The organism is Ruegeria sp. AB10 (assembly GCF_056542745.1).
Genome location: NZ_JBQGAI010000009.1, coordinates 40,345 through 65,372 on the forward strand (window position 1 = coordinate 40,345; position 25,028 = coordinate 65,372).

The following is a 25,028-nucleotide window of genomic DNA, read 5'->3' on the forward strand; positions in this document are numbered from 1 at the left end:
CTCCCTACTTACCCAGGCAGAAACTGGAAAATATCTCATCCAGCAGGTCTTCGACCCCAATCCTGCCAACCAGTGTTTCCAAAGCACGGATCGCCGTGCGCAGTTCTTCGGCAGCGATATCATACAAGTCCGGGCCCGATTCCAGAACCGCCATCGCCTCACCCAATGCTGCACTGGCATCAATCAGCGCGACGCGATGCCGTTCACGGGTCGCAATACCATGGCTAGTAGATCGCTCACCTAATACACACGATATATGGGATATTAGCTGGTCAATCCCCTGCCCCGTTTTACCGGAAATCCCGCCATTGCCATCCTCACGGAGATCAGATTTCGGCAACATCTGAATGTCGCCCTCCAACATCTGAACGCCAAGCTCCGAGGTATCTTCGGTTAAAAACACCCGCAAATCGGCCGCATCGGCGCGTTTGCGGGCCAGTTCGATCCCAAGGTTTTCGACGTGATCCTCGGTTTCGCGCAATCCAGCCGTATCCAGCAGCGTCACAGGCAATCCACCAAGATCCATCCGAACCTCGATAACATCGCGAGTCGTCCCAGCATATTCCGACGTGATTGCCGCCTCGCGCCCAGCCAGGGCGTTCAGCAAGGTCGATTTGCCCGCATTTGGCAGGCCAACGATAGCCACCTCGAACCCGGTCCGGATGCGTTCAGCGATCTTCACGCCATCCGCTTCGCGCTGCAAGTCCTGCATCACGCCGGTCACCAATGCGCGCACTTCCGGCGTAACGTCGGTGGGCACCTCTTCGTCGGCAAAATCAATGACAGCTTCCAGCAAGGAGGCCGCCCGGATCAGATCACGGCGCCAGCGCTCGGCCAATCCGCCCAGTTCCCCGGCCAGAATGGTCTGCGCCTGTTTCCGCTGCGCTTCGGTTTCGGCATCGATCAGGTCGGCAAGCCCTTCGACCTGGGTCAAATCCATCTTGCCGTTTTCCAACGCACGGCGGGTGAACTCTCCGGGTTCCGCCAGCCGCAGCCCATCCGTGTCCGACAGGCAGCGCATCACTGCATTGACCGAGGCAGTACTGCCGTGAATTTGCAGCTCGGCCACGTCCTCACCGGTGAAACTGGCCGGGGCCTGAAAGGTCAGAACCAATCCGTCGTCCAAACGCGATCCATCAGCGGCATGCAACGCGCGTACCCGCATACCGCGGGGCGGCAACGGGCTGCCGGTCAGCCCGGCCGCAGCAGAATGCGCCAAAGGGCCAGAGAGGCGGATGACCGCCACCCCTGCTTTGCCCTGTGCGCTGGCCAAGGCGAATATCGTATCCATTCGAAGGCCTCGCGTCAGTTAAGACCTGTGTCAGGTGTTCATTGAATCGAAGAACTCGCCGTTTGTCTTGGTTTGCTTCAACTTCGACAACAGGAATTCGATCGCGTCGGTGGTGCCCATCGGGTTGAGAATGCGGCGCAGGACGAAGGTCTTGGCCAGATCGCCCTTATCGACCAGCAGGTCCTCTTTCCTTGTGCCGGACTTGAGGATGTCGATGGCCGGGAACACGCGCTTGTCTGCAATCTTGCGATCCAGAACAATCTCCGAGTTACCTGTACCTTTGAATTCTTCAAAGATAACCTCGTCCATCCGGCTGCCGGTATCGATCAGCGCGGTGGCGATGATGGTCAGCGAACCGCCCTCTTCAATGTTCCGCGCCGCGCCAAAGAACCGCTTCGGCCGTTGCAGAGCATTTGCGTCCACACCACCGGTCAGAACTTTACCCGAGGATGGCACCACAGTGTTAAACGCCCTACCAAGTCTTGTGATAGAATCGAGAAGAATAACAACATCTCGTTTATGTTCGACCAGACGCTTGGCTTTTTCGATAACCATCTCAGACACAGCCACGTGGCGCGTCGCCGGTTCGTCGAAGGTCGATGACACAACCTCCCCCTTCACCGAGCGCTGCATGTCGGTCACCTCTTCCGGGCGTTCGTCGATCAGCAAGACGATCAGATAGCACTCGGGGTGATTTTGCTCGATCGAATGCGCAATATTCTGCAGAATCACGGTCTTACCGGTCCGTGGCGGTGCCACGATCAGCGAACGCTGGCCTTTACCGATGGGCGAGACCAGGTCGATCACACGGGCCGACTTGTCCTTGATGGTAGGATCTTCGATCTCCATCTTCAGACGCTCATCCGGGTACAGAGGCGTCAGGTTATCGAACAGAATCTTGTGCTTGGCCTTTTCAGGATTTTCAAAGTTGATCTTGGTGACCTTGGTCAGCGCAAAATACCGCTCGTTCTCGTCTGGTGCCTTGATCTCACCTTCAACCGTGTCGCCGGTGCGCAGCGAATGCTGACGGATCATGTCGGGCGAAACATAGATGTCATCGGGACCCGGCAGATAGTTCGCCTCGGGCGAGCGCAGAAAGCCGAAACCGTCCTGCAGCACTTCCAGCACACCATCGCCGCCGACGGTCCAGCCCTCATCCGCGCGTTCGCGCAGGATCTGGAACATCATCTCGCCTTTCCGCATGGTCGAGGCGTTTTCGATCTCCAGCTCTTCGGCCATCGCCAGAAGGTCTTTGGGGCTTTTGGCCTTCAGGTCGGCCAGATTCAGGGCATCAGTTGTCATGATATATACCTTCACCGCTGACAGCGCGGCACGAAGTGGAATTTCAGTACGGAAGATACGCCGCCCGGACGGGCGTGTTACGTGATAAGTATGCGCTTACTGATGAAGAGTCAAATAAGCTCTCAGAACTTCAGAATGACCGCCAGAACGATGGCAACCATCAGAATGGTGGGAACCTCGTTCATCATGCGATACTGCCGCCCAGTGAGCTTGTTTCGGCCCTCTACGAAGTCCTTGCGCCGCGCCATGAGCCAGTGATGGAACCATGTCATCCCAAGCACCGCTGCGCCCTTGACCCAAGGCCAGGACCAGTCCCAGCCGACAATGCCCGGCGTGAACACCATGATCAGCCCGCACACCCATGCCACGTACATCGCAGGCCGCATGATCACGCGCAGCAGTTTGTCTTCCATTTCAAAGAAAATGGTCTCTGCCCCGTCGACGCTCTGGGCCTTTTCCACGTGATAGACGAACAGTCTGGGCAAATAGAACAGCCCCGCCATCCATGAGATCACGGCCATGATGTGTAAAGACTTCACCCACGGGTAAATCGTGAAAAGAAGATCGGTCATTCTGGCTCCGGGCATTGCTCGGAACTCTCCCTAATAAAAAAATAAGAAAAGAAAAAGGATGATGGTTTTGTAGGGTGAACAAAATCCGTGGATTACTTTTTTACACATGTGTTTTCCCCAGGTGGAAAGTTATCCGGTTCAGCAGAGTGATTCTGTGAATGATATAAATAATCATTTGATTTCATATATTTAACAATTACACTCCATGATCTGTCTGGGGATAAAATGCGGGGTATCTGTGGAGTTCCCGCTTATCCCACCCGTCCGACTTATCCTTGTCCCGGATGGACAGCGTTCGAGCGACTCAGGGAAGTTTTTGACGAAATTCCCGGGGTTGCGTGTCAATCGGAAAACCATACAAACCGTTCAGGAACGCTCAACGATTTGCACACGGGGTTGTCCACATGTCTGTCCCCATCATCCTGGCCTCAGGCTCATCCATTCGCGCGCAGTTGCTGGAAAACGCAGGCGTGCCATTTTCCGTTCAGATCGCGCGTGTTGACGAGGATACTATGAAACGCGCGCTGCTGGCCGAGGGTGCCCCGCCCCGCGACATCGCTGATGCGCTGGCCGAGATGAAGGCCCGTAAGGTTAGCGACAAAACCCCCGGCGCGATGGTTCTGGGCTGTGATCAGGTGCTGGATTTCGACGGGCAGCTGCTGTCCAAGCCCGAAACCCCCGAGGACGCGCTGGCGCAGCTCAAGATGATGCGGGGCAAGCGGCATATGCTGTTGTCGGCGGCGGTGATCTATCGGGATGGCGAACCGGTCTGGCGCCATGTCGGCCAGGTGCGTCTGCGGATGCGGATGAGTTCGGACGCTTATCTGCGTGACTATATCGACCGCAACTGGGACAGTATCCGCCACGCGGTGGGCGCCTATAAGCTGGAAGAGGAAGGCGTCCGCTTATTCGCCACCATTGACGGCGACTATTTTAATGTCTTGGGTATGCCCCTGTTGGAACTGCTTGATTTTCTGGCCGTCAAAGGGGTGATCGATCAATGACGCATAACCGTATTCCATTGGCCGGGGTGATCGGGCATCCGATTGCGCATTCCAGGTCGCCGCAACTGCACGGACATTGGCTGAAGAAATATGGTCTGGCCGGGCATTACGTTCCGATGGATGTGGCTCCCGAAGATCTGGAGACGGTGCTGCGTACTCTGCCCAAAGCCGGGTTTGTCGGGACCAATGTCACGGTTCCTCATAAAGAAGCAGTGTTGCGCTTGGCCGACCATGTGACGGAACGCGCATCGCTGATAGGCGCGGCGAATACGCTTGTGTTTCAGGAGGATGGTTCGATCCACGCGGACAACACCGACGGCTATGGGTTTCTTGAGAACCTGCGCAGCGGCGCGCCGGACTGGACGCCCTCGGGCGGCTCGGCCGTGGTGTTTGGCGCAGGCGGCGCGGCGCGGGCTGTGCTGCAGAGCTTGCTGGAGGCCGGTGTGCCCCAGATCATGCTGACCAACCGCACCCGCGAACGTGCAGACCAACTGCAGGAGGAATTCGGCGACCGTGTTTCCGTGGTGGATTGGCTGCAGGCGGGAAATGTCATCGAAAACGCAGAACTGGTGGTCAATACGACCTCTTTGGGGATGCAGGGGCAGCCGGAATTACGCGTTCCGCTGGATGGGCTGCAGCCGGGTGCCGTTGTCACCGATCTGGTCTATGCCCCGCTGAAAACCCACCTGCTGCAATCGGCGGAACAGGTCGGCTGCACCACCGTCGACGGGTTGGGCATGTTGCTGCATCAGGCGGTGCCCGGGTTTGAACGCTGGTTCGGCACCCGCCCCGAGGTGACAGATGATCTGCGCGCGGCGGTTTTGGGATGAGCTTCGCGCTTGGCCTGACGGGCTCGATCGGGATGGGCAAGAGCACCACGGCGCAGATGTTCGTGGACGAAGGCTGTGCGCTTTGGGATGCGGATGCGGCCGTACATAGACTCTATTCAAGGGGTGGAGCGGTTGTCGAGCCGATGCACGCAGCCTTTCCCGGTGCCATTGTCGAGGATGCAGTCAGCCGAGAGGCGCTGAAACAGATCATCGCGCAGGACCCGTCTGCGTTGAAACAGATCGAGGCCATCGTGCATCCGCTGGTGGCTGCGGATCGTGCTGCGTTCCGGGAACAGACCAAGGCGGATATTCTGGTATTCGATATCCCCCTGCTGTTCGAAACCGGTGGCGATGCGGCGATGGATGCGGTTGCCTGTGTGTCGATCCCCGCCGACGAACAAAAGCGGCGCGTGATGGAGCGCGGCACCATGACCGAGGCACAGTTCGAACAGATTCGCGCCAAGCAGATGCCGAATGACGAAAAATGCGCGCGGTCGGATTATGTTATCGTGACAGATACGCTGGACCACGCCCGCGCGCAGGTGCAGGATGTGGTCAGGCAGATACGGGCGGGGCTGGCAGATGCGTGAGATTGTACTCGATACAGAAACCACCGGGTTTGATCCCGAAAGCGGCGACCGGATCGTTGAAATCGGCGCGGTCGAGCTGTGGAACCACGTGGCCACCGGTGAGACCTATCACGTCTATATCAACCCCGAACGCTCGATGCCCGAAGAGGCGTTTGGCGTACACGGGATCGGTCCCGACCTGCTGGAGAACCCGCGCCCGCCGGAAAAGGGTGAGGTGACGCTGAAGGACAAGCCGGTCTTTGCCAAGGTGGGTCAGGGCTTTCTTGATTTCATCCAGGATTCCAAGCTGGTGATCCATAACGCATCCTTCGACATGAAGTTCCTGAACGCAGAACTCAGATGGTTGGGTCTGCCGCAGATCCCGATGGATCAGGCGCTGGATACGCTGGCGATTGCGCGCAAACGCTTTCCGGGCTCGCCCGCCTCGTTGGATGCTTTGTGCCGGCGGTTCAATATCGACAACTCGAACCGGACGCTGCACGGGGCGTTGCTCGACTCGGAAATTCTGGCCGAGGTCTATCTGGAACTGATTGGCGGGCGGCAGCCGGATTTCGGACTGTCCACCTCAGCTGCTTCGGGTGCCGGAGGACAGGACGATTGGCGCCCGACGGCGCGCCCGACCCCGCTGGCGTCGAAGATCACCGACGCAGAACGCGCGGCGCATGAGGAATTTGTCGGGAAACTGGGCGAAAACGCCCTGTGGACCCGCGCCTGAGACCAATCCCGGCGCGGGTCAAACCGATCAAGCTTCGGCTTTTTGGGCTTCGGCCTGGCGACGCATCAATTCGTTGCGATACAGCGAGACGAAATCGATATTGTCCAGGTTCACCGGCGGATAGCCACCGTCGCGGGTAATGTCGCTGACGATGCGGCGCAGGAACGGGAACAGCATCCGCGGGCATTCGATCATCAGGAACGGATGCAGCTGATCCTCGGCCACGCCTTCGATGTGGAACAGGCCGCAATAGTCGATCTCGCACAGGAACAGAACGTCCTCCATGCCCTTGGCTTTCGACTTGAGGTTCAGCTTGATCGCCACCTCGTACTGATGCTCGACCGAACGCTTTTTCGCATCCAGGTTCACCTGAACCGCGATCTCGGGCTGAACGTCGCCGGACACGCCTTTTTGCGCCATCACGTTTTCAAAGGACATATCGCGAATGAACTGTCCCAGAACGCGCATCTGAATTTGCGGGGCGGCCTGTGCCGCGGTGTTTTCTGCAGGGCTTTCGTCAGCCATGGATCTACTCCGAAAATGAAATTCGCTACTGCTTAGCAAGTTGGGCGCGGCACCTCAATGCGGGTCACGGGCCTTCGACCCATTTGGACGGCTTTGAGGGGTCCTGACGGGGCCGGACTTCGGTAAATTCGCCGTCGATCACATCATCATCGGTCGGCGCCGGCCCGGACCGGAACTGCGCACCGCTGCCCATCTGGAATTGCGTGATCGTGACTTTCGACTTGAGATAACGGAAAACGGCCACCCGAATGCCCGGTACAAGCAGCGCAAAGCCGACCGCATCGGTGAAAAATCCCGGCGTCAGCAGCAGAACACCGGACAGCAGGATCATTGCACCATGGGCCAGAGGTTCGGTCGGGTCGTCCAGTTCGGCGAAGGATCGCTGCAGGTTGGCCAGTGCCATGCGACCTTGTGTCCTGACCAAAGCGGTACCCAGAATTGCGGTCAGAACCACGATCGCAAGCGTTGGCCACAGGCCGATCAGACCGCCAACCTGAATGAACAGGGCGATCTCGATGATCGGAACCAATAAAAATGCCAAGAACAGGTACATTTGCGTTATCCTTTACCTAAGGCCGGGCGGTGGACTTGCCACGAACTGTCACCTACATAGTGGCATGAGGCTGCGTATACAAAGCCGCAGTCTGAAAAGAGGATGAAATGAACGAACCGATGATCCAGTTGCTGGTCCTGGCCGGAATTGCCGTTTTCCTGATCCTGCGCCTGAAAAGCGTGCTGGGCACGCGTGAAGGTTTTGAAAAACCACCCGTGCAGCAGCAGCCCGATACACAGAACGCCCGCCGCGGGTTCGAGGTGATCGACGGCGGCCCGGATCACGACATCACAGACCACGTCGCCGAAGACAGCGAGCAGGCACAAACCCTGGCCGCGATGAAGCGGGTTGAGCCCAGCTTCTCGGTCAGTGAATTTGTGCAGGGCGCGCGCGGCGCCTATGAAATGATCGTCATGGGGTTCGAAAAAGGAAATCTGGACGAAATCCAGCCTTTCCTGTCCGAAGAGGTGTTTGACACCTTCGTTTCCGTCGTGGCCGCCCGCGAAGATCAGGGGCTGACCATCGAAGCCGAGTTCATCGGTGTCCGCGAAACCTCGCTGGCCGATGCGAAATTCGACAAGGATACCAATCAGGCCGAGATCACCATGAAATTCGTGGGTGAACTGACCTCGGTCGTGCGGGATCGCGGCGGCGACATCATCGAAGGCAGCCCGAACACCGTCAAACGCCAAAAGGACAGCTGGACCTTTGCCCGTGTCATGGGCTCGGACGATCCGAACTGGCTGCTTGTTGCCACGGACGCATGATTGCCGCATTCCGGTCGCTCTTACTGGTGGGCGCAATGACCACCGCAAGCGCCGCCGGAGCCGAGGCGACGCGCTCGATCCTGTCTTTTGGTGATCTTGAGGGCTGGGCCGCCGATGATCACGGCGCGGCCCTTTCGGTATTTCTGAATACCTGCGGTGATCTGGATGATCCGGACTGGCGTGCGCTGTGTGGTGTGGCACAGACCTATGAGGCCGATGCCGCGCGCTCGTTCTTTGAGCTGTTCTTCCGGCCGGTTCTGGTCGAAGACGGCCAGGATGCGCTGTTCACTGGGTATTTCGAACCGGAACTGGACGGGTCGCGCACCCGGACGGATCGCTTCAAATACCCGATCTACAAAATGCCCCCCGAGGCGCGGGCCGAAGGGCCGTGGCTCAGCCGCCGGGACATCCTGACCGGGGACGTCATGACCGACCGGGGCCTTGAGATTGCCTGGGTCGATGACCCGGTCGAGTTGTTCTTTCTGCAAATACAGGGCTCGGGCCGTATTCGTCTGGCCGATGGCGGGGCTTTGCGGGTCGGCTATGGCGGAGCCAACGGGCATCCTTATCGCTCGATCGGTTCGGAATTGATCCGCCAGGGTGCGTTGGGGGCGCATCAGGTCAGTGCCCAGATGATCAAGGCCTGGGTGCGCAAGAACCCCGAGGCCGGGGCGGAATTGCTGTTTCACAACCCCTCATACGTGTTCTTTCGCGAGGTCACCCGCGTCGCGCCGGAATTCGGGCCGCTGGGTGCGATGAACCGATCCGTCACCACCCTGCGCAGCATTGCCGCCGATCCGGCCTTTACGCCGCTTGGTGCCCCAGTCTGGGTGGAAAAGGACGGGAAAGAGCCGCTGCGCCGGCTGATGATCGCGCAGGATACGGGTGCGGCCATCAAGGGTGCACAGCGGGCGGATATCTTCTTTGGCACCGGGGATGAGGCCGGACAGGCTGCCGGACGTCTGAAAGACCCGGGCCGGATGATCCTGCTGCTGCCGATCCAGCGCGCCTATGCCCTGATCCCGGATGAATTCTGATGCCGCGCCGCAAATTGACCTCTGAAGAGATCGAGCTGTGGCGCAAGGTCACCAAACAGGCCGAACGCCTGCACCCCGAGTTGCCGCAATCGGTGCATCCGACCACCCTGCCCAAGCCAAAACCGTCGAAATCGCCAAAGATGCGGCTGGAGGGGTTTGAAGTCGGACAGACCGCGCGGGTCAAGCCGGTACGTCATGCGCTAAAGCCGTCGGTGACCGACAGCCTGCGGGCCAGCCCGGTGCAGATGGACACCAAGGCCTTTGGGCGGATGAAACGCGGCAAGCTCAAACCCGAAGGCAAGCTGGACCTGCACGGAATGCGGGTCGACACGGCACACCCGGCGCTGATCCGTTTTGTCCTGACATCACAAGCGCAAGGCAAACGGCTGGTTCTGGTGGTGACCGGCAAGGGCAAGGATCGGGATGAGCCCGGCCCGATCCCGACCCCGCGCGGCGTGTTGCGCAATCAGGTGCCGCACTGGCTGTCGATCCCGCCGCTGGCGCAGGCGGTGCTTCAGGTGACCCCGGCGCATATCAGCCATGGCGGGGATGGGGCTTATTACGTGTATCTGCGGCGCACCCGCTAGGACCGGGATTGGGCACGGCGGATACCGGTCCAGGCCAACACGCAGACCAGCACAAAGAAGATGGCAATCCACAGGAACTGAGTGCCCAGCGAGATGCCCCGGTCGATCAACACGCCGGTCAGCGCCGGGCCGATGGCTGAGCCCAACACCATAACAGCTGTGGCCAGCGCCTTGATCGCGCCGATATGCCGGGTGCCGTAGAATTCGGCCCAAAAGGCGCTGGGCAAGGTGTTGTTGGCGCCGACGGTCAGGGCCAGAAAAATCAGGCCGACCAATGCTCCGCCAATCGTGTCCGTGACCGAGAGGATGGCAAAGCCGACCGCCATGGGCAGTTGGTAGAACGGCATGATCCGCGCGGTGCCCCATTTATCCAACGCCCAACCCGCTGCAAACATCGACAGGATCGAAACCCCGGTGAACACCGGGAACAGGGCCACCAGCTGTATATGCGGCCAGTCTTTGACCTCGGCCAGATGGACCTGATGAAAGAAGAAGGCGGTGATGAAGGCCGATGGCCCAAGGATCGCGGGTGCCATGAACCAGAACAGCGGATGGAGCAGCGCCGCGCGCCGGGTCCAGTGCCGGTGCTGCATTCCAGTGGCAGTGTGATCGCCCGCCAGGCTTTGCGGCGTGCGTTCCTGCCGCAGCAAACGCATCAGGACCGGGATGCCCAGAATTGTCGCGCCTGCGGCCACCACCCATAACCAGCGCCAGTCCAGAAAACCCATTGCAGCCACGAAGATCAGCGGCAGCAGGGATTCCCCGATCGCATAGCCCAGCGAGGCGATGGACAGCGCCTTGCCCCGTGTCAGGGTGAACCAGCGCGCCATCGCGACCTGCGCCAGATGGATGCTCATCCCCTGCCCGAACAGGCGCAGCAGAAAGATCACGAGGGGCAGCAGGAATAGCGCGCTGTTCGTTGCCATCGCCAGAGCCGCAAGCGCCAGACCGGACAGAACCACCGGCCCCAGCACCCGAACGCGGATGATGTCCGTCAGCCCCCCGGCCCAGATCATCACAATGGCCGATACCGTGGTACCCAGCGAGTAGATCGCGCCCCAGGACCCGTGGCTCAGACCGAACTCGGTGCGAATATGGCCCGAGAAGATCGAGATGAAGAAGGTCTGCCCAAAGCTGGACATGAAGGTCAGAAGAACACCCGCGCTCAGCCAGTTCGCGTTTTCGGTCAGGTACCGACGCAGGCTGAACGGCGTCACGGAGTGGTCACCTGCGCCTGCCCGGTTTCCGTCAGCACAATCTCGGTCGCGCCATCGGGGTTGCGTTGGCTGCGCGGCACCAGAACGTCGATACCGGGCCGCTCATCGGGGCCGAAGGTGCTGCTGACCCGCCGCACCGAGCTGAGGATTGCCAACAGCGCCGGAGAGGTGGCGGCCACGAAATGCGACGACTGCGCATCGCTGTTGAACGCGGTGGTGTCGATCACGTTGATCGGAAACTCGGCCAGATCGTCGATCGAGCTGATATTGCCCAGCCGTTCGCCCCTGGCCGTTCCCCGCAGACGGGCCGAGATGTTCAGGATCTTGTCCTTCTGCGAAACCATGACCACAAACGGATCGGGCGGCGTGTCGATCCGCTCCATCTGCGAGCGGAACAGGTCCACGTCCAGATCGGGCGAAATCAGGATAATCCCTTCGAGGTTCCTGTTGGACCAGCCGGGTTCCTGCAACTCGGCCTGTCGCATCATCTCCATCGACAGGGCGCTGCCCATCGAATGCGCCACCAGAATGACGCGCTTGACGCCCATGGATTTCAGTTCGCGAATGGTCTGTTCCAACCCGTCGCGGGCGAAAAGCATACTGTCCAGATCGTAGGCATACCCGTACCCAGTCGCGCGGCTGGGCCAGGAATAGACAAGAATCTGTCCGGGCAGCCCGATGTCATGGGACAGCTGAGCGGCGCGGAAGATGGTTTCCGTCTGGGTCGAGTTGTAGCCGTGCACAAAGATGGTAACGTCATCCTGACCGCGCAGATGTTCCCGCAAGCCTTGCGGGCCGTCCAGTTCAGTCATGCCTGCCAGAACAAATTCCTTTTGCGGATTCGGGTTGGCATAAGAAAACTTCAACGTCCCCGGCGTGTGGTTCGGTGGGATCGAAACCTTGGTTTCCAGGAATTGCAGCGTTTCGCCTCGCTGGAAACCGTATGATCCATCCGCCTCGCGGGCGCGGGTGGTGCTGGCAAACACGGTCAACGGCGTTCCCACGTTCACGGCCGAAGGCACGGTTTCCGTGATCGTCCGGTCAACGCAGGCAGTCAGGGACAGGGAAGCAATCAGAATGATAAAATAGCGCAGCACGGGGCAGACCTCGGAACCTTTTGCGCCAAGCTATCGATTTCTCGCCCCACGTCCAGCGACATGGGGCAAGGGGGCGGCGAAAACCGGCTGGCGGTGTTACAGAACGTAACGGCTGAGGTCGGTGGACTTGGTCAGCTCGCCCAGATTGTCGTCCACGAACTGCGCGTTCACGGTGATCTCGGCCCCGGCCTGATCGGGGGCAGTAAAGGACAACTCTTCGAACACCCGTTCCATCACGGTATAAAGCCGCCGCGCGCCGATGTTTTCGATGGTCTGGTTCACATCTGCGGCGATGCGGGCCAGTGCTGCGATGCCGTCTTCGGTAAAGCTGACGGTGACCTCTTCGGTGCCCATTAGGGCGGTGTACTGAAGGGTCAGCGCGTTGTCGGTTTCGGTCAGGATGCGCACGAAATCCTCCTCGGTCAGCGCGCGCAGCTCGACACGGATCGGCAGGCGACCCTGCAATTCCGGCAACAGGTCCGAGGGTTTGGCGATGTGGAACGCTCCGGACGCGATGAACAGGATATGGTCGGTTTTCACCGGGCCATGCTTGGTGCTGACGGTGGTGCCCTCGATCAAGGGCAGCAGGTCGCGCTGCACCCCTTCGCGGCTGACATCGCCACCGCGTGCATCAGAGCGGGCGCAGACCTTGTCGATCTCGTCCAGGAACACGATGCCGTTCTGTTCGACCGACTCCAACGCCACCCGGTTGACAGTTTCATCATCCAGCAGCTTGTCGGCCTCTTCCCCGATCAGCGCATCATAGCTTTCGGCGACGGTCATGCGTTTCTTGACGGTGCGCCCGCCGAAGGCTTTGCCGAAGATATCGCCCAGGTTCATCATCCCCATCTGGCTGCCGGGCTGGCCGGGAATGTCGAACATCGGCATCGGGTTCGAGCTGTCGGAAAGCTCCAGCTCGATCACCGTGTCATCCAGTTCCCCGGCTTTCAGCTTTTTGCGGAACATCTCGCGCGTGGCCTCGCGGGCGTCCTCACCGGCGATGGCTTCGATCACGCGATCCTCGGCAGCCTGATAGGCGCGCGCCTTCACATCCTCGCGCATGTATTCGCGGGTCTGGATGATCGCCGCATCTGCCAGATCGCGCACGATCTGTTCCACGTCCCGTCCCACGTAACCGACCTCGGTGAACTTGGTGGCCTCGACCTTGATGAAGGGCGCGCGGGCCAGTTTGGCCAGACGGCGGCTGATCTCGGTTTTACCTACACCAGTGGGGCCGATCATCAGGATGTTCTTGGGATAAACCTCATCGCGGATGTCATCGGACAGTTGCTTGCGCCGCCAGCGGTTGCGCAGCGCCACGGCCACGGCCCGCTTGGCATCCTTCTGGCCGATGATGAAACGGTCCAGTTCCGAGACAATCTCGCGCGGGGTCAGGTCGGTCAAGGCGCAATCCTTTCGGTCGGCATAGCAAAACTTGGGCTTAGGTAATCACCGTTGAGGCGAAAACAACCAAGCCTTTTTCATTGGCAGCGTTGGTTAGCAATGCCCCACCCGGTTTGCAAATGCTTTCCATAGGTGAAACGTGCCCGCTCTGATACAATGATTTCAAGGCTTTGAGGGTCAGGAGCGCGGACATGACGAAAATTGCCAAGATCACCTTGCTGTTTGTGGTGTTTGTCGACCTGATCGGACAGGGGCTGGTTTTCCCGATCATCAACTCGCTGATCATGGAGACAAAATCCGGTTTCCTGCCCGAAAGCACGGCCATGGGCACGCGGCATCTTTACTATGGCCTGGTGATCGGATGTTTCTTTCTGTCCTGGTTTCTGGGCGTGGTCTACGTCTCGAAAGTGTCGGATTCGATCGGCCGCAAGAACGCGCTGCTGGTCTGTCTGAGCGGCGCGCTCGCCGGGTATGCGCTGACGATTGCGGCGCTTTATCTGAACAGCCTGCTGCTGCTGATTGTCGGGCGTTCGATCACCGGATTCACCGCCGGGAACCAACCCATCGCACAGGCGGCGATGATTGACGGCAGCACCGATGCCGCCGACCGGGACCGCAATATGGGCTATATCATCACCGGCGTCAGCTTTGGCCTTGTCGGCGGGCCTATCATTGGCGCTGTATTGTCCGATGCAACGTTGCTGGGCAGTTTCGCGACGCTGAAAACCCCCTTTTACGGTGCCTTTGTTCTGGTGCTGATCGCGATTTTCCTTGTATTGTTTTTCTTCAGGGACATGCGGACCGAGCGGACGGCCTTTGTCTTTCGCCCGCGCGACGTGACCGACAGCCTGATCGCCGTGCGCGAACATCCGATGGTTCTGAAAATCCTGCCGGTCTATGCGCTGTTCATGATCGCCAACGTGACCTTCTATGTATTCGTAGACAATTTCCTGACCAGCGCCTGGGGATACGGTGTGATCGGTGGCAGCATGGCGATGGTGGTGATCGGCTTTGCGCTGGCCTTTTCCAGCACATTCCTGGTGAAACCGGCGCAGGAGAGGTTCAGCAAGCACCAGATCATCTATACCTCGCTGGTGGTGATGGTGATCTGTGGCTTTGGCTTTGCGTTCAGCCCCAGCGGCGTGCTCAGCTACGTGCCGGTCTTTTTCTTCTATTTCTTCTTTGGCGTCTCATACCCGACCCTGCTGGGGCTGTTCTCTTCGGCTGTCAGCGAAACCGATCAGGGCTGGGTCATGGGGGTGACCACGGCCGTCTTCTGCCTTGCGGGCGGGGTCATGTCCCTGATCGGCGGTGGATTGATGAGCTTTGATATCCGCCTGCCCTACTACATCGTCATCGCGACGGCCCTGATGGGCCTGATCGGGATGCACCTGCGCTGGAAGGGCAAAGAGATCAAGGCGCTGTTAGCTTGAAATGGTCTCAACCGTCAGATTGCCGTTGGTATAGACGCAGATATCGGCGGCAATCGCCATCGCCTCACGCGCGACCTGTTCCGCCGGTTTGTCCCCATCCATCATCGCACGGGCCGCGGCCAGCGCGAAGTTGCCCCCCGATCCGATGGCTGCCACGTTGTGTTCCGGCTCAAGCACGTCGCCTGCTCCGGTGATCACCAGCAGATCCTTGCCATCGGTGACGATCAACATCGCCTCAAGCTTTTGCAGGTATTTGTCGGTGCGCCAGTCCTTGGCCAGCTCGACCGAGGCGCGGGCCAGTTGTCCGGGCGTGGCCTCAAGCTTGGCCTCCAGCCGTTCCAGCAGGGTGAACGCGTCGGCTGTCGACCCGGCGAACCCGGCCACAACCTCGAACCCGCCCGGCGACAGGCGGCGCACCTTGCGGGCGGTGCCCTTGATCACGGTCTGGCCCAGGCTGACCTGTCCGTCGCCGGCGATCACCACATGGCCGCCCTTCTTGACGCCAATGATCGTTGTGCCATGCCAACCGGGAAAATCGCTGTCTGCCATCAGGGCCTCCGTTCTTCGCTGGCATCCTATATGGGCCGGACCCGCCCGCAGCGCAACAGTTCACAAACTGCCTAAATGATATGCACAGAACGCAAATCGGGGTTACCGGACTAGCAATTGTGAGACTCAGCCCGCGGTCCTAAATGAAGCTCACAACCGACGAAGGGTCGGCTGTTTCAGTTTTAAGGAATGCGCAAATGGCAACCACCGCAAATATCCATGCGCCGCTCGGAGCAGCTACCATCCTGCATGTAGTGGACGCGTTCACCGCAGCTTTTGAAAAAGCAGCCGAATGGAACGAAGCCCGCAAGACACGCGCGCTGTTGGCCGAGTTGAGCGACGCACAGCTGGACGACATCGGCCTGTGCCGCGCGGATATCGACAATATCTGATCCGCGATCAGGACAACCGCAGAAGATGAGCCGCTCTTTCGAGCGGCTTTTTCTTTGTCAGGACAGTTTGTATTGGCCAGACAGATCGGACAGGAACGCCTCGATGGCGGCGGTTGCCACGACATGCCGGGTTCCGGCCTCGGTATCGGCCACGTCCAAACCGCCCTTGACGGCCCGCACCTTGGCCTTGGTGTAATCCTGGCGCCGCAGCGATGTGCCCATGCCGAATTCAACATGAACCCGTGTCTTTGCCATCTGACCCTCCGGCGAAAAAAAGGCGCCCGGTGCGGGGCGCCTTAGATCTGTGTGATCCTAACGGATCAGATGGATTCGTCGATCCAGCTTTGCAGCGCCGCCTTCGGAGCCGCACCAGCGCGGTTCGAAACAACCTGACCGTCCTTGAAGATGAACAGCGCCGGAATGCCGCGCACGCCCATGGCGGCGGCTGCGTTCGGGTTGCTGTCCACGTCTACCTTGGCGATTTTGATCTTGTCACCATATTCAGCGGCCAGCTCTTCCAGAGCGGGGCCGATCTGCTTACAGGGGCCACACCATTCGGCCCAGAAATCGACAACAACGGGGATGTCGGAATTCTTGACTTCTGCGTCAAAGGTATCGTCGGTTACGGCTACGGTCGACATTCTCTGTCTCCTGAATGGGGTAAACTCGGGAACAGAACGTAGGGGCCGGGCATGGTAAGGTCAAGATATCTGGGTGCAGGTCAGTGCATCCGTCACAAGATCGTGTGGCAACCACATGAGCTCTGCCGTTCGCGTCCACAGGATCGCCGTGCGGATTTCACGATCCGAATAGATCTGCGCAAGCGCCTGCGCATAGGCCCCCATCTGCCGCAACAGGCCTTGAGGACAGGCCGCCGGGCTGTCGGGAACCGTGGCATTTGATTTGAAATCAATCACCTGCACGTCCACCTCGGTCACGATCAGCCGGTCGATCACCCCGTGCATCCGCCGTCCGTTCAGCGCGGCGGTGACCGGAACTTCGGCCAGCGCGTCAGCGGCAAATACGGCTTTCAAATGGTCCGCCGTCAGCACGGTTTGTGCTTCGGTCAGCAACTCCTGCCGGTCCGCTTCCTGCATATCGGGCAGAACCCGGACGCAGAGCTGAGACCAGTTTTCCCGCGCAACCGAGGGCAAATGTTCCAGCAGCAAGTGCAAGCGCGTACCGCGCAGCTTGGCGGTCTCTTCATCCTGACCAGAATCACCGGGCAAGGCTTTGGCTCCACCCAGATCGGACGGGCTGATCGTTTCCGGCGCGGGGTCCGGTGTCGTGGCAGGATTCAGGAACTGATCCGGCAGTGGCGTATGGGCAATTTCGGTTTCCGCCTGTTCGACAATCGGCAGTGCATCCCAATCCGCGTGGGACAGGCGCAGCGTGCCCGAGTCTGGCAGTTGCGTGGCCCCTGCCCGCGCCATTGCGGCCTCAACCATCTGATACCAGCTGGTTCCGTCCTTGCCGACATCCCCCGCTGCGCCCACGATCAACCACTTTTCAGCCCGTGTCAGAGCCACATATAGCAGGCGAAGACGTTCATTTTCCTCCCGTGCCCGCGCTTCGGCCCGCGCCTGTGTGATCAATGCCGGAGAGGCATCGCCGGGCACTTTCCACAGCGGCGTGCCCTCACCCACCATGATCTCGGCGTCACGCGGGGCCTGTCGTTTGCCGGTATCCGGCAGGATCACGATCGGCGCCTCAAGGCCTTTGGAGCCATGCACCGTCATCACCCGGATCATGTTGCCGACGCCGCTCATCTGCCGTTTGATTTCCAGATCGTCGGTCTGCATCCACACAAGAAAGCCGGTCAGGCTGGGGATATCGGTCCGCTCATAAGCCAGCGCCTGCGACAGCAGCGCATTTATGCCGTCTTCGGCCTCGGCCCCCAACCGGCCCAGCAGTTTGCGCCGCCCGTCATGGCGGGTCAGGACGCGTTCGATCAGGTCATAGGGGCGCAAAAAGTCGATCTGACCGCGCAGATCGTTCAGGATGTCCAGCGTGTCCGGAAAGTCGTCGGCCCGGTGGCGCAGCGCTGCCCACAGGAATTGGTCCTGCCGCCTGTGCGCCAGATCGAACAATTGCTGTTCCGTCCAGCCGAATAAGGGCGATTTCAGCACGGTCGCCAACGACAGGCTGTCCTCGGGCGTGGCCAGAAAGCTGAGCAGCGCGGCCAGGTCTTTCACGGCCAGTTCCGCACCCACTTTCAGCCGGTCAGCCCCGGCGATGGGCAGGCGCAGGGCCTTGCAGGCGCGGATGATCTCGGCAAACAGGTCAGATCGGCGCTGCACGAGGATCAGGAAATCCCCCGGCTGCACCTTGCGGCGAACAAATGTGCCGGGCGCATCGCCATCCTCGGGGATCGTCTCACCCCCGTCGATCATGTCCTTGATCGACCGGGCCACCTTCTCGGCCAGAATGACGGTATGATGCCGCGCACCGGGCCGGTCGACCGGATCGGTCCAGTCGCCATTATCGTCGTCTTCGACTTTTTCAACCACCGGCCACAGATCGACCCGACCGGGCAGATCGGCCTTGAAGGCGCGGTGCAGGCTGTCTTTGTGAAACCCGGCCTCAGCCCGGTTTTCGAACAGAATATCGACCAATGACAAGATCGCACTGGAGGACCGGAACGAGTATTCCAGCGTCGAATCCCACAGTTTAGAGCCTGATTCCGTCAGCCTGCGCCCAAATTCCTGCTGCATTCGGTCAAAGGCTGCGGGGTCGGCCCCCTGGAAGGAATAGATCGATTGCTTCTTGTCGCCGACCACGAAAATCGTGCGCTCAACCCCGGATCTGGCCCCTTCCCCGCTGGTGAATTCCTGCGCCAGTTTCTCGACCACGTCCCATTGATCGGGGCTGGTGTCCTGCGCCTCGTCGACCAGAATATGGTCAATGCCGCCGTCAAGCCGGTACAGGACCCATTCCGCCACCGCCGGATCGTTCAACACCTGCCGCGCGCGCAGGATCAGGTCGTCGAAATCCAGCCAGCCGCGCAGCTGTTTGCGCCGTTCGTATTCAGGCAGGAAGGCGGCCGCGAACCGGTGCAGCACATGTGTCTTGCGCGCCGCAACCAGCGCCAGCCGGTGCTCACGCGCGGCCTCGACCCGCAACATCAAGGATTCCAACTGCGGCATCTGCGCGGCCAACACCCCTTCGCGCAGGGCCTTGGTCGGGAAGCTGTTGATCTTGGCGGTAAAAGGCTCCTTGGCGGATTTTCCGGTCAGAAACACGCTTTCCAATACCGGCAGGTTACCGACATGCGCTTGGGTAAAGGTCGCCAGCTTGGCCGCCGCTTTGGCGTTATTGCCGCCGCTTTCAGTCAGCGCGGGCAGGATCGAGCGGATCAGGTCGACCTCACCGCCCATGAAAACGCGGGACTGCAGGGCGTCTTCGTCAAACTCCTCTGGCAGATCGAACCGGCGCAGCAGGTCGCGCCAGCCCAGCGGCTGTGCAAACAGGTTGCGTTTATGGGTGATGGCGGCGGTCAGGTTGTCGAACCCCGTGTCGGTGACAAACCGGGCGGCATCCTCGATCAGCGCGGCCTGCGGGCCTTCGGCAAAATCCTCTACGATCTCTTCGCGTAACAGGGCGGCGGCGCGGTCTTCCATCTCGGAAAACTGAGGGCTGACCCCGGCCTCCAGCGGAAAGCGCCGCAGCAAAGAGGCGCAGAATGAGTGGATCGTCTGGATTTTCAGCCCGCCCGGCGTCTCGATGGCGCGGGCAAACAGCGTGCGCGCCTGTGCCAACCTTTCGGGGTCGATCACGCCCGGCACACCCAGATCGGTCAGCTGGGCCAGCAGCGAGTCGTCGCCCAGCATTGCCCACTCACCCAGCCGTTTGAACAGCCGGTTCTGCATCTCGCTGGCGGCGGCCTTGGTATAGGTCAGGCAGAGGATGTGCTGCGGCTGCACCCCGCCCAGCAGCAGACGTGCCACCCGATCGGTCAGAACCCGCGTTTTGCCCGAGCCCGCATTGGCCGCCAGCCAGGTCGAGGCATCGGGCCGCGCGGCCTGCACCTGCCGTTCGGTCGCGTCGTTGCGCGCGTTCATTTCAGCACCTCTGGATCGGTCTCATCGGTGCGGTCCCATTCGCCGAAACGGGCCAGATGGTCATAGTCGCCAATGTCGGTGTCCTTGTGCAGCATCCGGCGGGATGTGAAGCCTTGATCAGGCTCTAAATAGGCAGAAATCAGCTCTTTCAGCTCGGCCAGAACCTTGTCGGGCGGTTCCGTGGCCAGCGGCGCTGCCACCTCTTTGTAGGTGCCGCCCATGCCGATAAAGACCGCCTCAGCCACCGGCAGCGGGTCGACCCCTTCAATCGCGCCCTGCTCGGCCATCGCCGCCTCGATCAGCAGCTGTTTGTCGAACTTGGACTGCTGGCTTTCGGTCGGAGGAGTGCCGGTCTTGTAGTCCACAATCCGCAGCGCACCGCGACTGTTGTGGTCGATCCGGTCGGCGCGACCGGCGATTGTAAAATCCAACGGGCTCAGCACCAGTTTCATCACGGCTTCGAACGCCACCGGCCCGCCGTCGCCGCGCCGGGCGGTTTCGGCGGTCAGGAAATCGTCGGCGATGCGTTCCAGCCGGGCCAGCCATAATTTGCGGGCCGTGGGCCAGGCGACATGCTGGTCCAGCAGGGTCTCGGCGCGCTTCAGGAAATTCTCACGGGTCAGCAAGGCGCTGTCCAACACGCTGTCCTTGACGAAATGTTCCAGGATTTCGTGAATAACGATCCCGCGCAGCAGGGCATCCGGGGCCTGCAACAACGGGTCCAGCGGTCGCAGGCGCAGCACATGTTTCGCATATATCGCATAGGGATCGCGGATCAGGCGTTTGATCTCCGTCACGCTCAGACGGCGCGGGCGCGCGGCGACCGGCGGGCGCGGAGATGGGCGCGGGGCCGGATCGATCCGGGGCGCGGCCTCCAGCTGTTCTGTCCAACGCAGATAAGTTTGCCCGCGGGCACGCATCGCCGACAGGGCCTGTGGACCACCCTGCCCCGGCAAGCCCTGCAACAGATTCGTCATCCGGTTCAGCCAGCGTGACGGCACGGTTTCGGCGTCATCCGACCGGGTTGCGCGGGTCAACCAGACTTCGGGTGCGCCAACCGCTTGCTGGAAATCATGGGCCGACAGGCCAATGCGACGTTCGGGCAGCAACAGCCCGGCGGTGTCTCGCATCTGACGGTTCAGCCAGGGGTCAGGCGCGGCGGCTTCGGGCCAGCTGCCTTCATTCAGGCCGCCAAGGATCAGCAGATCGGCCCCCTGCACCCGTGCCTCGAGCGTGCCCCAGATCATGATATGCGGATGCGGCGCATCGCGGTCGCGGACTTCTTCTCCGGCCAGCAGCGCGCCCAGCAAATCGGCGAAATCATGGGCGGTCATTGGGCCGCCATGTTCGGCCTCGTCTTCCAGCGCGGTCAGAACCTTCAATGCCTTTTGGCCGGCGTTCTTGTCCCATAACGGCCCGGTATCGCCCTCGCCGCCGACAGAAATCGCTTCGGCCAGCGCACGCAGCCGCGTCACCCAATCCGACAACGGCAGTTCACCTGTCACATGCTGACCGCAGAAATGGGTGGTAAGCCAGCGCATCCAGCCCTCGGGTACCTCTTTGCGGATGGCGAATGCGGTCAGGCTGGCGCTGTCGGGAAACGGAGGGCCATGCCGCCGCAGGTCCAGCTCCAGATCGCGGCTGTGCAGCAGATGTGCGCCGCGATCGCCGCCACCATGGCAGAGCGGGTGCTTCAACAGAGTCAGCAGCGCCTCACCCTCCAGCTTCCGGGCGAACAGGCCCGCCACATGGCGCAGGAACCGGCCCGGAGGCGACAGCTGCAGCGGCAGGCCCGCACTGTCATCGGGCAGGATGTTCCAGCGATCCAGCGCGGCGCTGACCTGACGGGTCAACATCCGATCCGGGGTGATCAGCGCGGCCGTCTGGCCGGTTTCGGCGGCTTCGCGCAGACGCAGCGCGATGGCCAGCGCCTCGGCCCGCGGCGATTGCGCCTCGACCAGTGTGAGGTCTTTTGTCGCCGCATCCAGATCGGTCAGTTGAGGACCTTCGGACATCCAGGCATCGGTAATCGGAGCGGGGCGTAGGGCCAGTGAAATCAGTCTGTTACGCGCAGGTGAGGGGGCCGGTGCATCAGTCCAAGGCGCGATTTGACCCGGGTGCATGTCCAGCCGCGTCATCAGCTTGCGGAACCGGTATTGCGGGTGATCTTCCGAGGTCAACGCGTCCTCCAGCCCCCGCCAGACATGATCCGGTTGGTCGAAATCATAGCCGGGCAGGATCAGCGCCCCTTGCGGCAGGCGGGCGACGGCGTCCATCAGCATCAGTGTGGTGCCGCGCGAGCCGGTGGACCCCGCGAGGATCACCGGATGCTGCGGTGGCGCCACTTGCCAGCGGTCGATCAGGTTTTCCACCACACGCCGCTGCCGCGCCTGCGCGTCCAACGCATCGGGGCCGGAGTCGATGAAGTGATCGGCAATCCCGATAAACGCCTGCGCGCGGGCCCAGTGGCCGGACATGTCGCTGACATCCAGCTGACGGATGGCATCGGGGGGGACACCTTCGCCCTGCATTTCGTCAATCAGCGCGGCCAGACTGTCAGACAGGTCAAACAGCGAGGACCGCGCCGCCAGATCAGGTTGTTGCTCCAACAGCTTGGCGATCAGTTGGGTCAGCTCCAACCGGCGCCGCAGCGGTGGGATGGCGGGTGGAATTTGCGCCAGATCGACGCTTTCGCCCAGATCGGTGATCAGCGATAGCCGTGGCAACAGGCAGGCCGGACCCTGATCGAACAGATCGCGCACGCGGCGGGCCATGCGGCGGGTGTTCACGACAAGCTGCACCCGCGCCAGCGCCTCGGGCGGGTGTTGGGCGCTGCGTTGCCGCAGCCCATCCACCAGCGCTTTGGGGAAATCCGATCCGGGCGGTACGGCAAAGACGCGGGGCGCGGGGCTGGGTTCAAACATCCGCGATCAGCCCCTCGGCCAGGGCAATCCCTTCGGGGCGGCCCACGTCACACCAGCGGCCGGGATAGGTGGCTGCGAACAGGCGGCCTTGGCTATGTATCTGATCCCACAGCAGGTTCAGCGAGAATGCTTTGTCGGGAATGGTCATCAGCCCTTGGGTCTTGAGGATCTGCGCTCCGCCATAAACCAAGCCGGGTCCGCGGCTGATCCGGCCGTCGGCATCGGCGGTGAAATCACCTGCGCCGGTGTGTCCGAGTGTCTGGTTGGTTGGAATACACATCAGCAACGCATCCATCCGATCCGGATCCCAGGCCTCGCGCAACAGGGTCAGAGGGTTCGGCCCGGCCCAGATTGCATCGGTGTTCAGGGTATAGACCGGGTCCGGCCCCAACAGGGGCAAAGCCGCCCGCAACCCGCCGCCAGTTTCCAAAATCCCGGGCTCTTCACGGGATAACAGCACACCTTTGGGGGCCAGATATGCCTCAAGCTGATCGGGCAGATAGTGCAGATTGGCCACCACGCGATCCGGGCCCAGATCATCCACCAGATCCAGCGCATGATCGATCAGGGGGCGGCCCGCGACCTCGATCAGGGGTTTCGGGCGGGTTTTGGTCATCGCGCCCATACGGGTGCCGAACCCGGCGGCGAACAGCATCACGGCTTCGGGGTGTCGGGTCATGTCTGTCTGAGCCTGTCCAGGTTTTCCGGGGTTGGGGCGGGCAGGGCCGTGCGCAGCAGATCGGCGACGGTGGCCAGCGCAGGGTGATCCAGATCGCGCATCAGATGCGCCCATGTGGCCGGGATCAGTTCAATATACTGAGGTTTGCCGAATTCTGTCGCCAGACGGGCAAACACGCCCAGAATCCGGAGGTTTCTCTGCGCCCCAAGCACGGCATAGGCGGTGCGAAAGTCGTGGTCGTTCACGCCGGTTGCGGCGATATAGTGGTTGACCATCCGCATCTCGGTGCCCGGGGTCACATCGCGGCGGACATCCTGCAGCATCGACACAAGGTCATAGGCCGGATGCCCCAGCATGGCGGTCTGGAAGTCCAGCAGACCCACCCGCTTGACGCCGTCCCGGTCCGGCAGCCAGATCAAGTTCTCAGCGTGGTAATCGCGCTGGATCACCACTTTGGTCCCCGAGGTTTCCCGATGCAGAATGTCCGAAAACCGGAATTCGAACTGTTCCCGCGCATCCCTGTCGTGCTGACCCTGAACCGCCTGCGCGTATTTGGTAAAGGACAGCGCCGCAAGCTCGGTCATCAGCGCCGGGCCGTAAGAGGGCAAGGACAGGGTGGGGGCCTTGTGCAGTGTGATCAGAACGTCGGTTGCGGCCTCGTATAGCTGGCGCTCCATCTTTGGGTCTTGTTGCAGAACACGGGCAAACAGGTCGTCGCCCAGGTCCTCAAGCAGCAGAAAGCCGAATTCCGTATCCTCGGCGTAAATCTCGGGCGCGCTGAGGCCGACAGAACGCAGATGGTTCGCCATGCGCACAAAATCCGCGACCGGTTCAGCCTTGCCCGGCGGGGAATCCATCAGCACGGCGGTCCGGCCGGTATCGGGGTCGGTCAGACGCTCGTATCGACGGTTCGAGGCGTCCCCGGCCAGCGGTGCACGCCTTGCGTTGGCCCAAGGTGTTTGTGCAATCAGCGCCTCGGCCAGTACAGCGCGGTTTGTCATGCGGCGCTCTCCAGCTTTTGGGGCCATTTCGGGTCGGACCAGGACAGGGTCAGATGACGGTTTTCCATCGTATTAGGATCTGTTTCAAAGCTCAGTTTCAGGGCGGTTTCAGGGGTCAGCGGGCCCAGTTTGTCGGGCCATTCGATCAGGCAGATGGCTGTGTCGAACGCCTCGGTCAGGCCCAGTTCCTCAATCTCTTCCACGGCGGTAAGCCGGTAGAGATCGCAGTGCCAGATCTCGCCCGCCGATGTGTCATAGGCCTGTACCAGCGTATAGGTGGGCGAGGGCACATCCTCGGGCGCGGTCATCAGCGATTGGATCAGGCTGCGGGCGAAATGGGTCTTGCCGCTGCCGATCTCCCCTTCAAGCAGCACCACGTCGCCAGAACGCAATTCCGCCCCGAGCCGGGCGGCGAACCGGGTGGTTTCTTCTGGCGAAGTCAGGGTGATCGAACGAGAGTGCAACGTCATGGCGCCACAATGACCTCAGGCCCTGTCG

At 61.0% G+C, this 25,028-nt stretch carries 23 protein-coding genes and 2 pseudogenes; 9 read left to right on the plus strand and 16 right to left on the minus strand.

From position 1 onward, the window contains the following. Positions 1-4: 4 nt before the first annotated feature. From mnmE to ACR0NT_RS15705, 3 genes are all read right to left on the minus strand, one after another. A complete protein-coding gene (mnmE, locus tag ACR0NT_RS15695) occupies positions 5-1,291 on the minus strand; it encodes a tRNA uridine-5-carboxymethylaminomethyl(34) synthesis GTPase MnmE (RefSeq protein ID WP_170672587.1) in 1,287 nt (428 codons plus the stop codon). A gap of 30 nt (positions 1,292-1,321) precedes the next feature. Beyond that, positions 1,322-2,593: a transcription termination factor Rho gene (rho, locus tag ACR0NT_RS15700; protein WP_170444757.1), complete on the minus strand. Its 1,272-nt coding sequence runs from the start codon at positions 2,591-2,593 to the stop codon at positions 1,322-1,324. 122 nt (positions 2,594-2,715) lie between these two features. Beyond that, the gene (locus ACR0NT_RS15705; protein ID WP_170444760.1) at positions 2,716-3,165 is read right to left on the minus strand and encodes a CopD family protein; all 450 of its coding nucleotides are present in this window, start codon (positions 3,163-3,165) and stop codon (positions 2,716-2,718) included. A gap of 404 nt (positions 3,166-3,569) precedes the next feature. Between ACR0NT_RS15705 and ACR0NT_RS15710 the strand changes: the two genes are divergently transcribed. From ACR0NT_RS15710 to dnaQ, 4 genes are read left to right on the plus strand one after another with little or no spacing between them, the layout of a single operon-like run. After that, positions 3,570-4,169 carry a nucleoside triphosphate pyrophosphatase gene (locus tag ACR0NT_RS15710; protein WP_170444764.1) on the plus strand — a complete coding sequence of 200 codons (600 nt, stop codon included), beginning with the start codon at positions 3,570-3,572 and terminating at the stop codon, positions 4,167-4,169. Next, positions 4,166-4,999 carry a shikimate dehydrogenase gene (locus tag ACR0NT_RS15715; RefSeq protein WP_170444767.1) on the plus strand — a complete coding sequence of 278 codons (834 nt, stop codon included), beginning with the start codon at positions 4,166-4,168 and terminating at the stop codon, positions 4,997-4,999. The genes ACR0NT_RS15710 and ACR0NT_RS15715 overlap by 4 nt, the downstream gene beginning before the upstream one ends. Next, positions 4,996-5,589: a dephospho-CoA kinase gene (coaE, locus tag ACR0NT_RS15720; protein WP_170444770.1), complete on the plus strand. Its 594-nt coding sequence runs from the start codon at positions 4,996-4,998 to the stop codon at positions 5,587-5,589. The genes ACR0NT_RS15715 and coaE overlap by 4 nt, the downstream gene beginning before the upstream one ends. Beyond that, entirely contained in the window at positions 5,582-6,304 is a 723-nt protein-coding gene (dnaQ, locus tag ACR0NT_RS15725) for a DNA polymerase III subunit epsilon (RefSeq protein ID WP_170672585.1), read from the plus strand. Before coaE ends, dnaQ begins: the two co-directional genes overlap by 8 nt. A gap of 27 nt (positions 6,305-6,331) precedes the next feature. Here dnaQ and secB read toward each other — a convergent pair whose 3' ends face one another. Then, entirely contained in the window at positions 6,332-6,829 is a 498-nt protein-coding gene (secB, locus tag ACR0NT_RS15730; RefSeq protein ID WP_170444774.1) for a protein-export chaperone SecB, read from the minus strand. Positions 6,830-6,893: 64 nt separating this feature from the next. Beyond that, a complete protein-coding gene (locus ACR0NT_RS15735; RefSeq protein WP_170444777.1) occupies positions 6,894-7,382 on the minus strand; it encodes an FxsA family protein in 489 nt (162 codons plus the stop codon). 107 nt (positions 7,383-7,489) lie between these two features. Here ACR0NT_RS15735 and ACR0NT_RS15740 point away from each other — a divergent pair, with 107 nt between their 5' ends. Genes ACR0NT_RS15740 through ACR0NT_RS15750 form a run of 3 tightly spaced genes read left to right on the plus strand, consistent with a single transcriptional unit; the run spans position 7,490 to position 9,773 of the window. Next, positions 7,490-8,149, plus strand: coding sequence for a Tim44/TimA family putative adaptor protein (locus ACR0NT_RS15740; protein ID WP_170672583.1), 660 nt, complete (start codon positions 7,490-7,492; stop codon positions 8,147-8,149). Further along, positions 8,146-9,186 (plus strand): murein transglycosylase A, encoded by a 1,041-nt coding sequence (gene mltA / locus ACR0NT_RS15745; RefSeq protein ID WP_170672581.1) that lies wholly within the window; start codon positions 8,146-8,148, stop codon positions 9,184-9,186. Before ACR0NT_RS15740 ends, mltA begins: the two co-directional genes overlap by 4 nt. Continuing rightward, a complete protein-coding gene (locus ACR0NT_RS15750; RefSeq protein WP_170672579.1) occupies positions 9,186-9,773 on the plus strand; it encodes a Smr/MutS family protein in 588 nt (195 codons plus the stop codon). Before mltA ends, ACR0NT_RS15750 begins: the two co-directional genes overlap by 1 nt. Here ACR0NT_RS15750 and ACR0NT_RS15755 read toward each other — a convergent pair. The 3 genes from ACR0NT_RS15755 to hslU form a co-directional block, all read right to left on the minus strand. Beyond that, complete coding sequence (locus ACR0NT_RS15755; protein WP_480443344.1) at positions 9,770-10,990, minus strand: MFS transporter; 1,221 nt, start codon at positions 10,988-10,990, stop codon at positions 9,770-9,772. The two genes, ACR0NT_RS15750 and ACR0NT_RS15755, sit on opposite strands and share 4 nt — an antisense overlap. Beyond that, positions 10,987-12,087 (minus strand): alpha/beta fold hydrolase, encoded by a 1,101-nt coding sequence (locus tag ACR0NT_RS15760; RefSeq protein ID WP_170444788.1) that lies wholly within the window; start codon positions 12,085-12,087, stop codon positions 10,987-10,989. The genes ACR0NT_RS15755 and ACR0NT_RS15760 overlap by 4 nt, the downstream gene beginning before the upstream one ends. Before the next feature lie 96 nt (positions 12,088-12,183). Beyond that, the gene (hslU, locus tag ACR0NT_RS15765) at positions 12,184-13,491 is read right to left on the minus strand and encodes an ATP-dependent protease ATPase subunit HslU (protein WP_170672578.1); all 1,308 of its coding nucleotides are present in this window, start codon (positions 13,489-13,491) and stop codon (positions 12,184-12,186) included. Positions 13,492-13,682: 191 nt separating this feature from the next. Between hslU and ACR0NT_RS15770 the strand changes: the two genes are divergently transcribed. Then, positions 13,683-14,924 (plus strand): MFS transporter, encoded by a 1,242-nt coding sequence (locus ACR0NT_RS15770; RefSeq protein ID WP_170672576.1) that lies wholly within the window; start codon positions 13,683-13,685, stop codon positions 14,922-14,924. Here ACR0NT_RS15770 and hslV read toward each other — a convergent pair. Next, positions 14,916-15,473: an ATP-dependent protease subunit HslV gene (gene hslV, locus ACR0NT_RS15775; protein WP_170444797.1), complete on the minus strand. Its 558-nt coding sequence runs from the start codon at positions 15,471-15,473 to the stop codon at positions 14,916-14,918. The genes ACR0NT_RS15770 and hslV overlap by 9 nt on opposite strands. Before the next feature lie 197 nt (positions 15,474-15,670). Here hslV and ACR0NT_RS15780 point away from each other — a divergent pair, with 197 nt between their 5' ends. Then, on the plus strand, positions 15,671-15,865 hold the full coding sequence (locus tag ACR0NT_RS15780) for a DUF1127 domain-containing protein (RefSeq protein ID WP_170444800.1): 195 nt from the start codon (positions 15,671-15,673) through the stop codon (positions 15,863-15,865). 156 nt (positions 15,866-16,021) lie between these two features. Here ACR0NT_RS15780 and ACR0NT_RS15785 read toward each other — a convergent pair. The 7 genes and pseudogenes from ACR0NT_RS15785 to tsaE all read right to left on the minus strand — a co-directional run. Beyond that, positions 16,022-16,120: pseudogene (locus ACR0NT_RS15785) on the minus strand (Lin0512 family protein); the annotation flags it as partial. 65 nt (positions 16,121-16,185) lie between these two features. After that, a pseudogene (trxA, locus tag ACR0NT_RS15790) lies at positions 16,186-16,524 on the minus strand (thioredoxin); the annotation flags it as partial. Between the two features lie 42 nt (positions 16,525-16,566). After that, positions 16,567-19,926: a double-strand break repair helicase AddA gene (addA, locus tag ACR0NT_RS15795; RefSeq protein WP_170444809.1), complete on the minus strand. Its 3,360-nt coding sequence runs from the start codon at positions 19,924-19,926 to the stop codon at positions 16,567-16,569. Next, positions 19,923-22,850: a double-strand break repair protein AddB gene (gene addB, locus ACR0NT_RS15800; protein ID WP_170672572.1), complete on the minus strand. Its 2,928-nt coding sequence runs from the start codon at positions 22,848-22,850 to the stop codon at positions 19,923-19,925. The genes addA and addB overlap by 4 nt, the downstream gene beginning before the upstream one ends. After that, positions 22,843-23,529, minus strand: coding sequence for a nucleotidyltransferase family protein (locus ACR0NT_RS15805; RefSeq protein WP_170672570.1), 687 nt, complete (start codon positions 23,527-23,529; stop codon positions 22,843-22,845). Before ACR0NT_RS15805 ends, addB begins: the two co-directional genes overlap by 8 nt. Further along, positions 23,526-24,530: a phosphotransferase gene (locus ACR0NT_RS15810; RefSeq protein ID WP_170672568.1), complete on the minus strand. Its 1,005-nt coding sequence runs from the start codon at positions 24,528-24,530 to the stop codon at positions 23,526-23,528. Before ACR0NT_RS15810 ends, ACR0NT_RS15805 begins: the two co-directional genes overlap by 4 nt. Next, positions 24,527-25,000 (minus strand): tRNA (adenosine(37)-N6)-threonylcarbamoyltransferase complex ATPase subunit type 1 TsaE, encoded by a 474-nt coding sequence (gene tsaE, locus ACR0NT_RS15815; RefSeq protein WP_170444824.1) that lies wholly within the window; start codon positions 24,998-25,000, stop codon positions 24,527-24,529. The genes ACR0NT_RS15810 and tsaE overlap by 4 nt, the downstream gene beginning before the upstream one ends. Positions 25,001-25,028 lie beyond the last annotated feature (28 nt).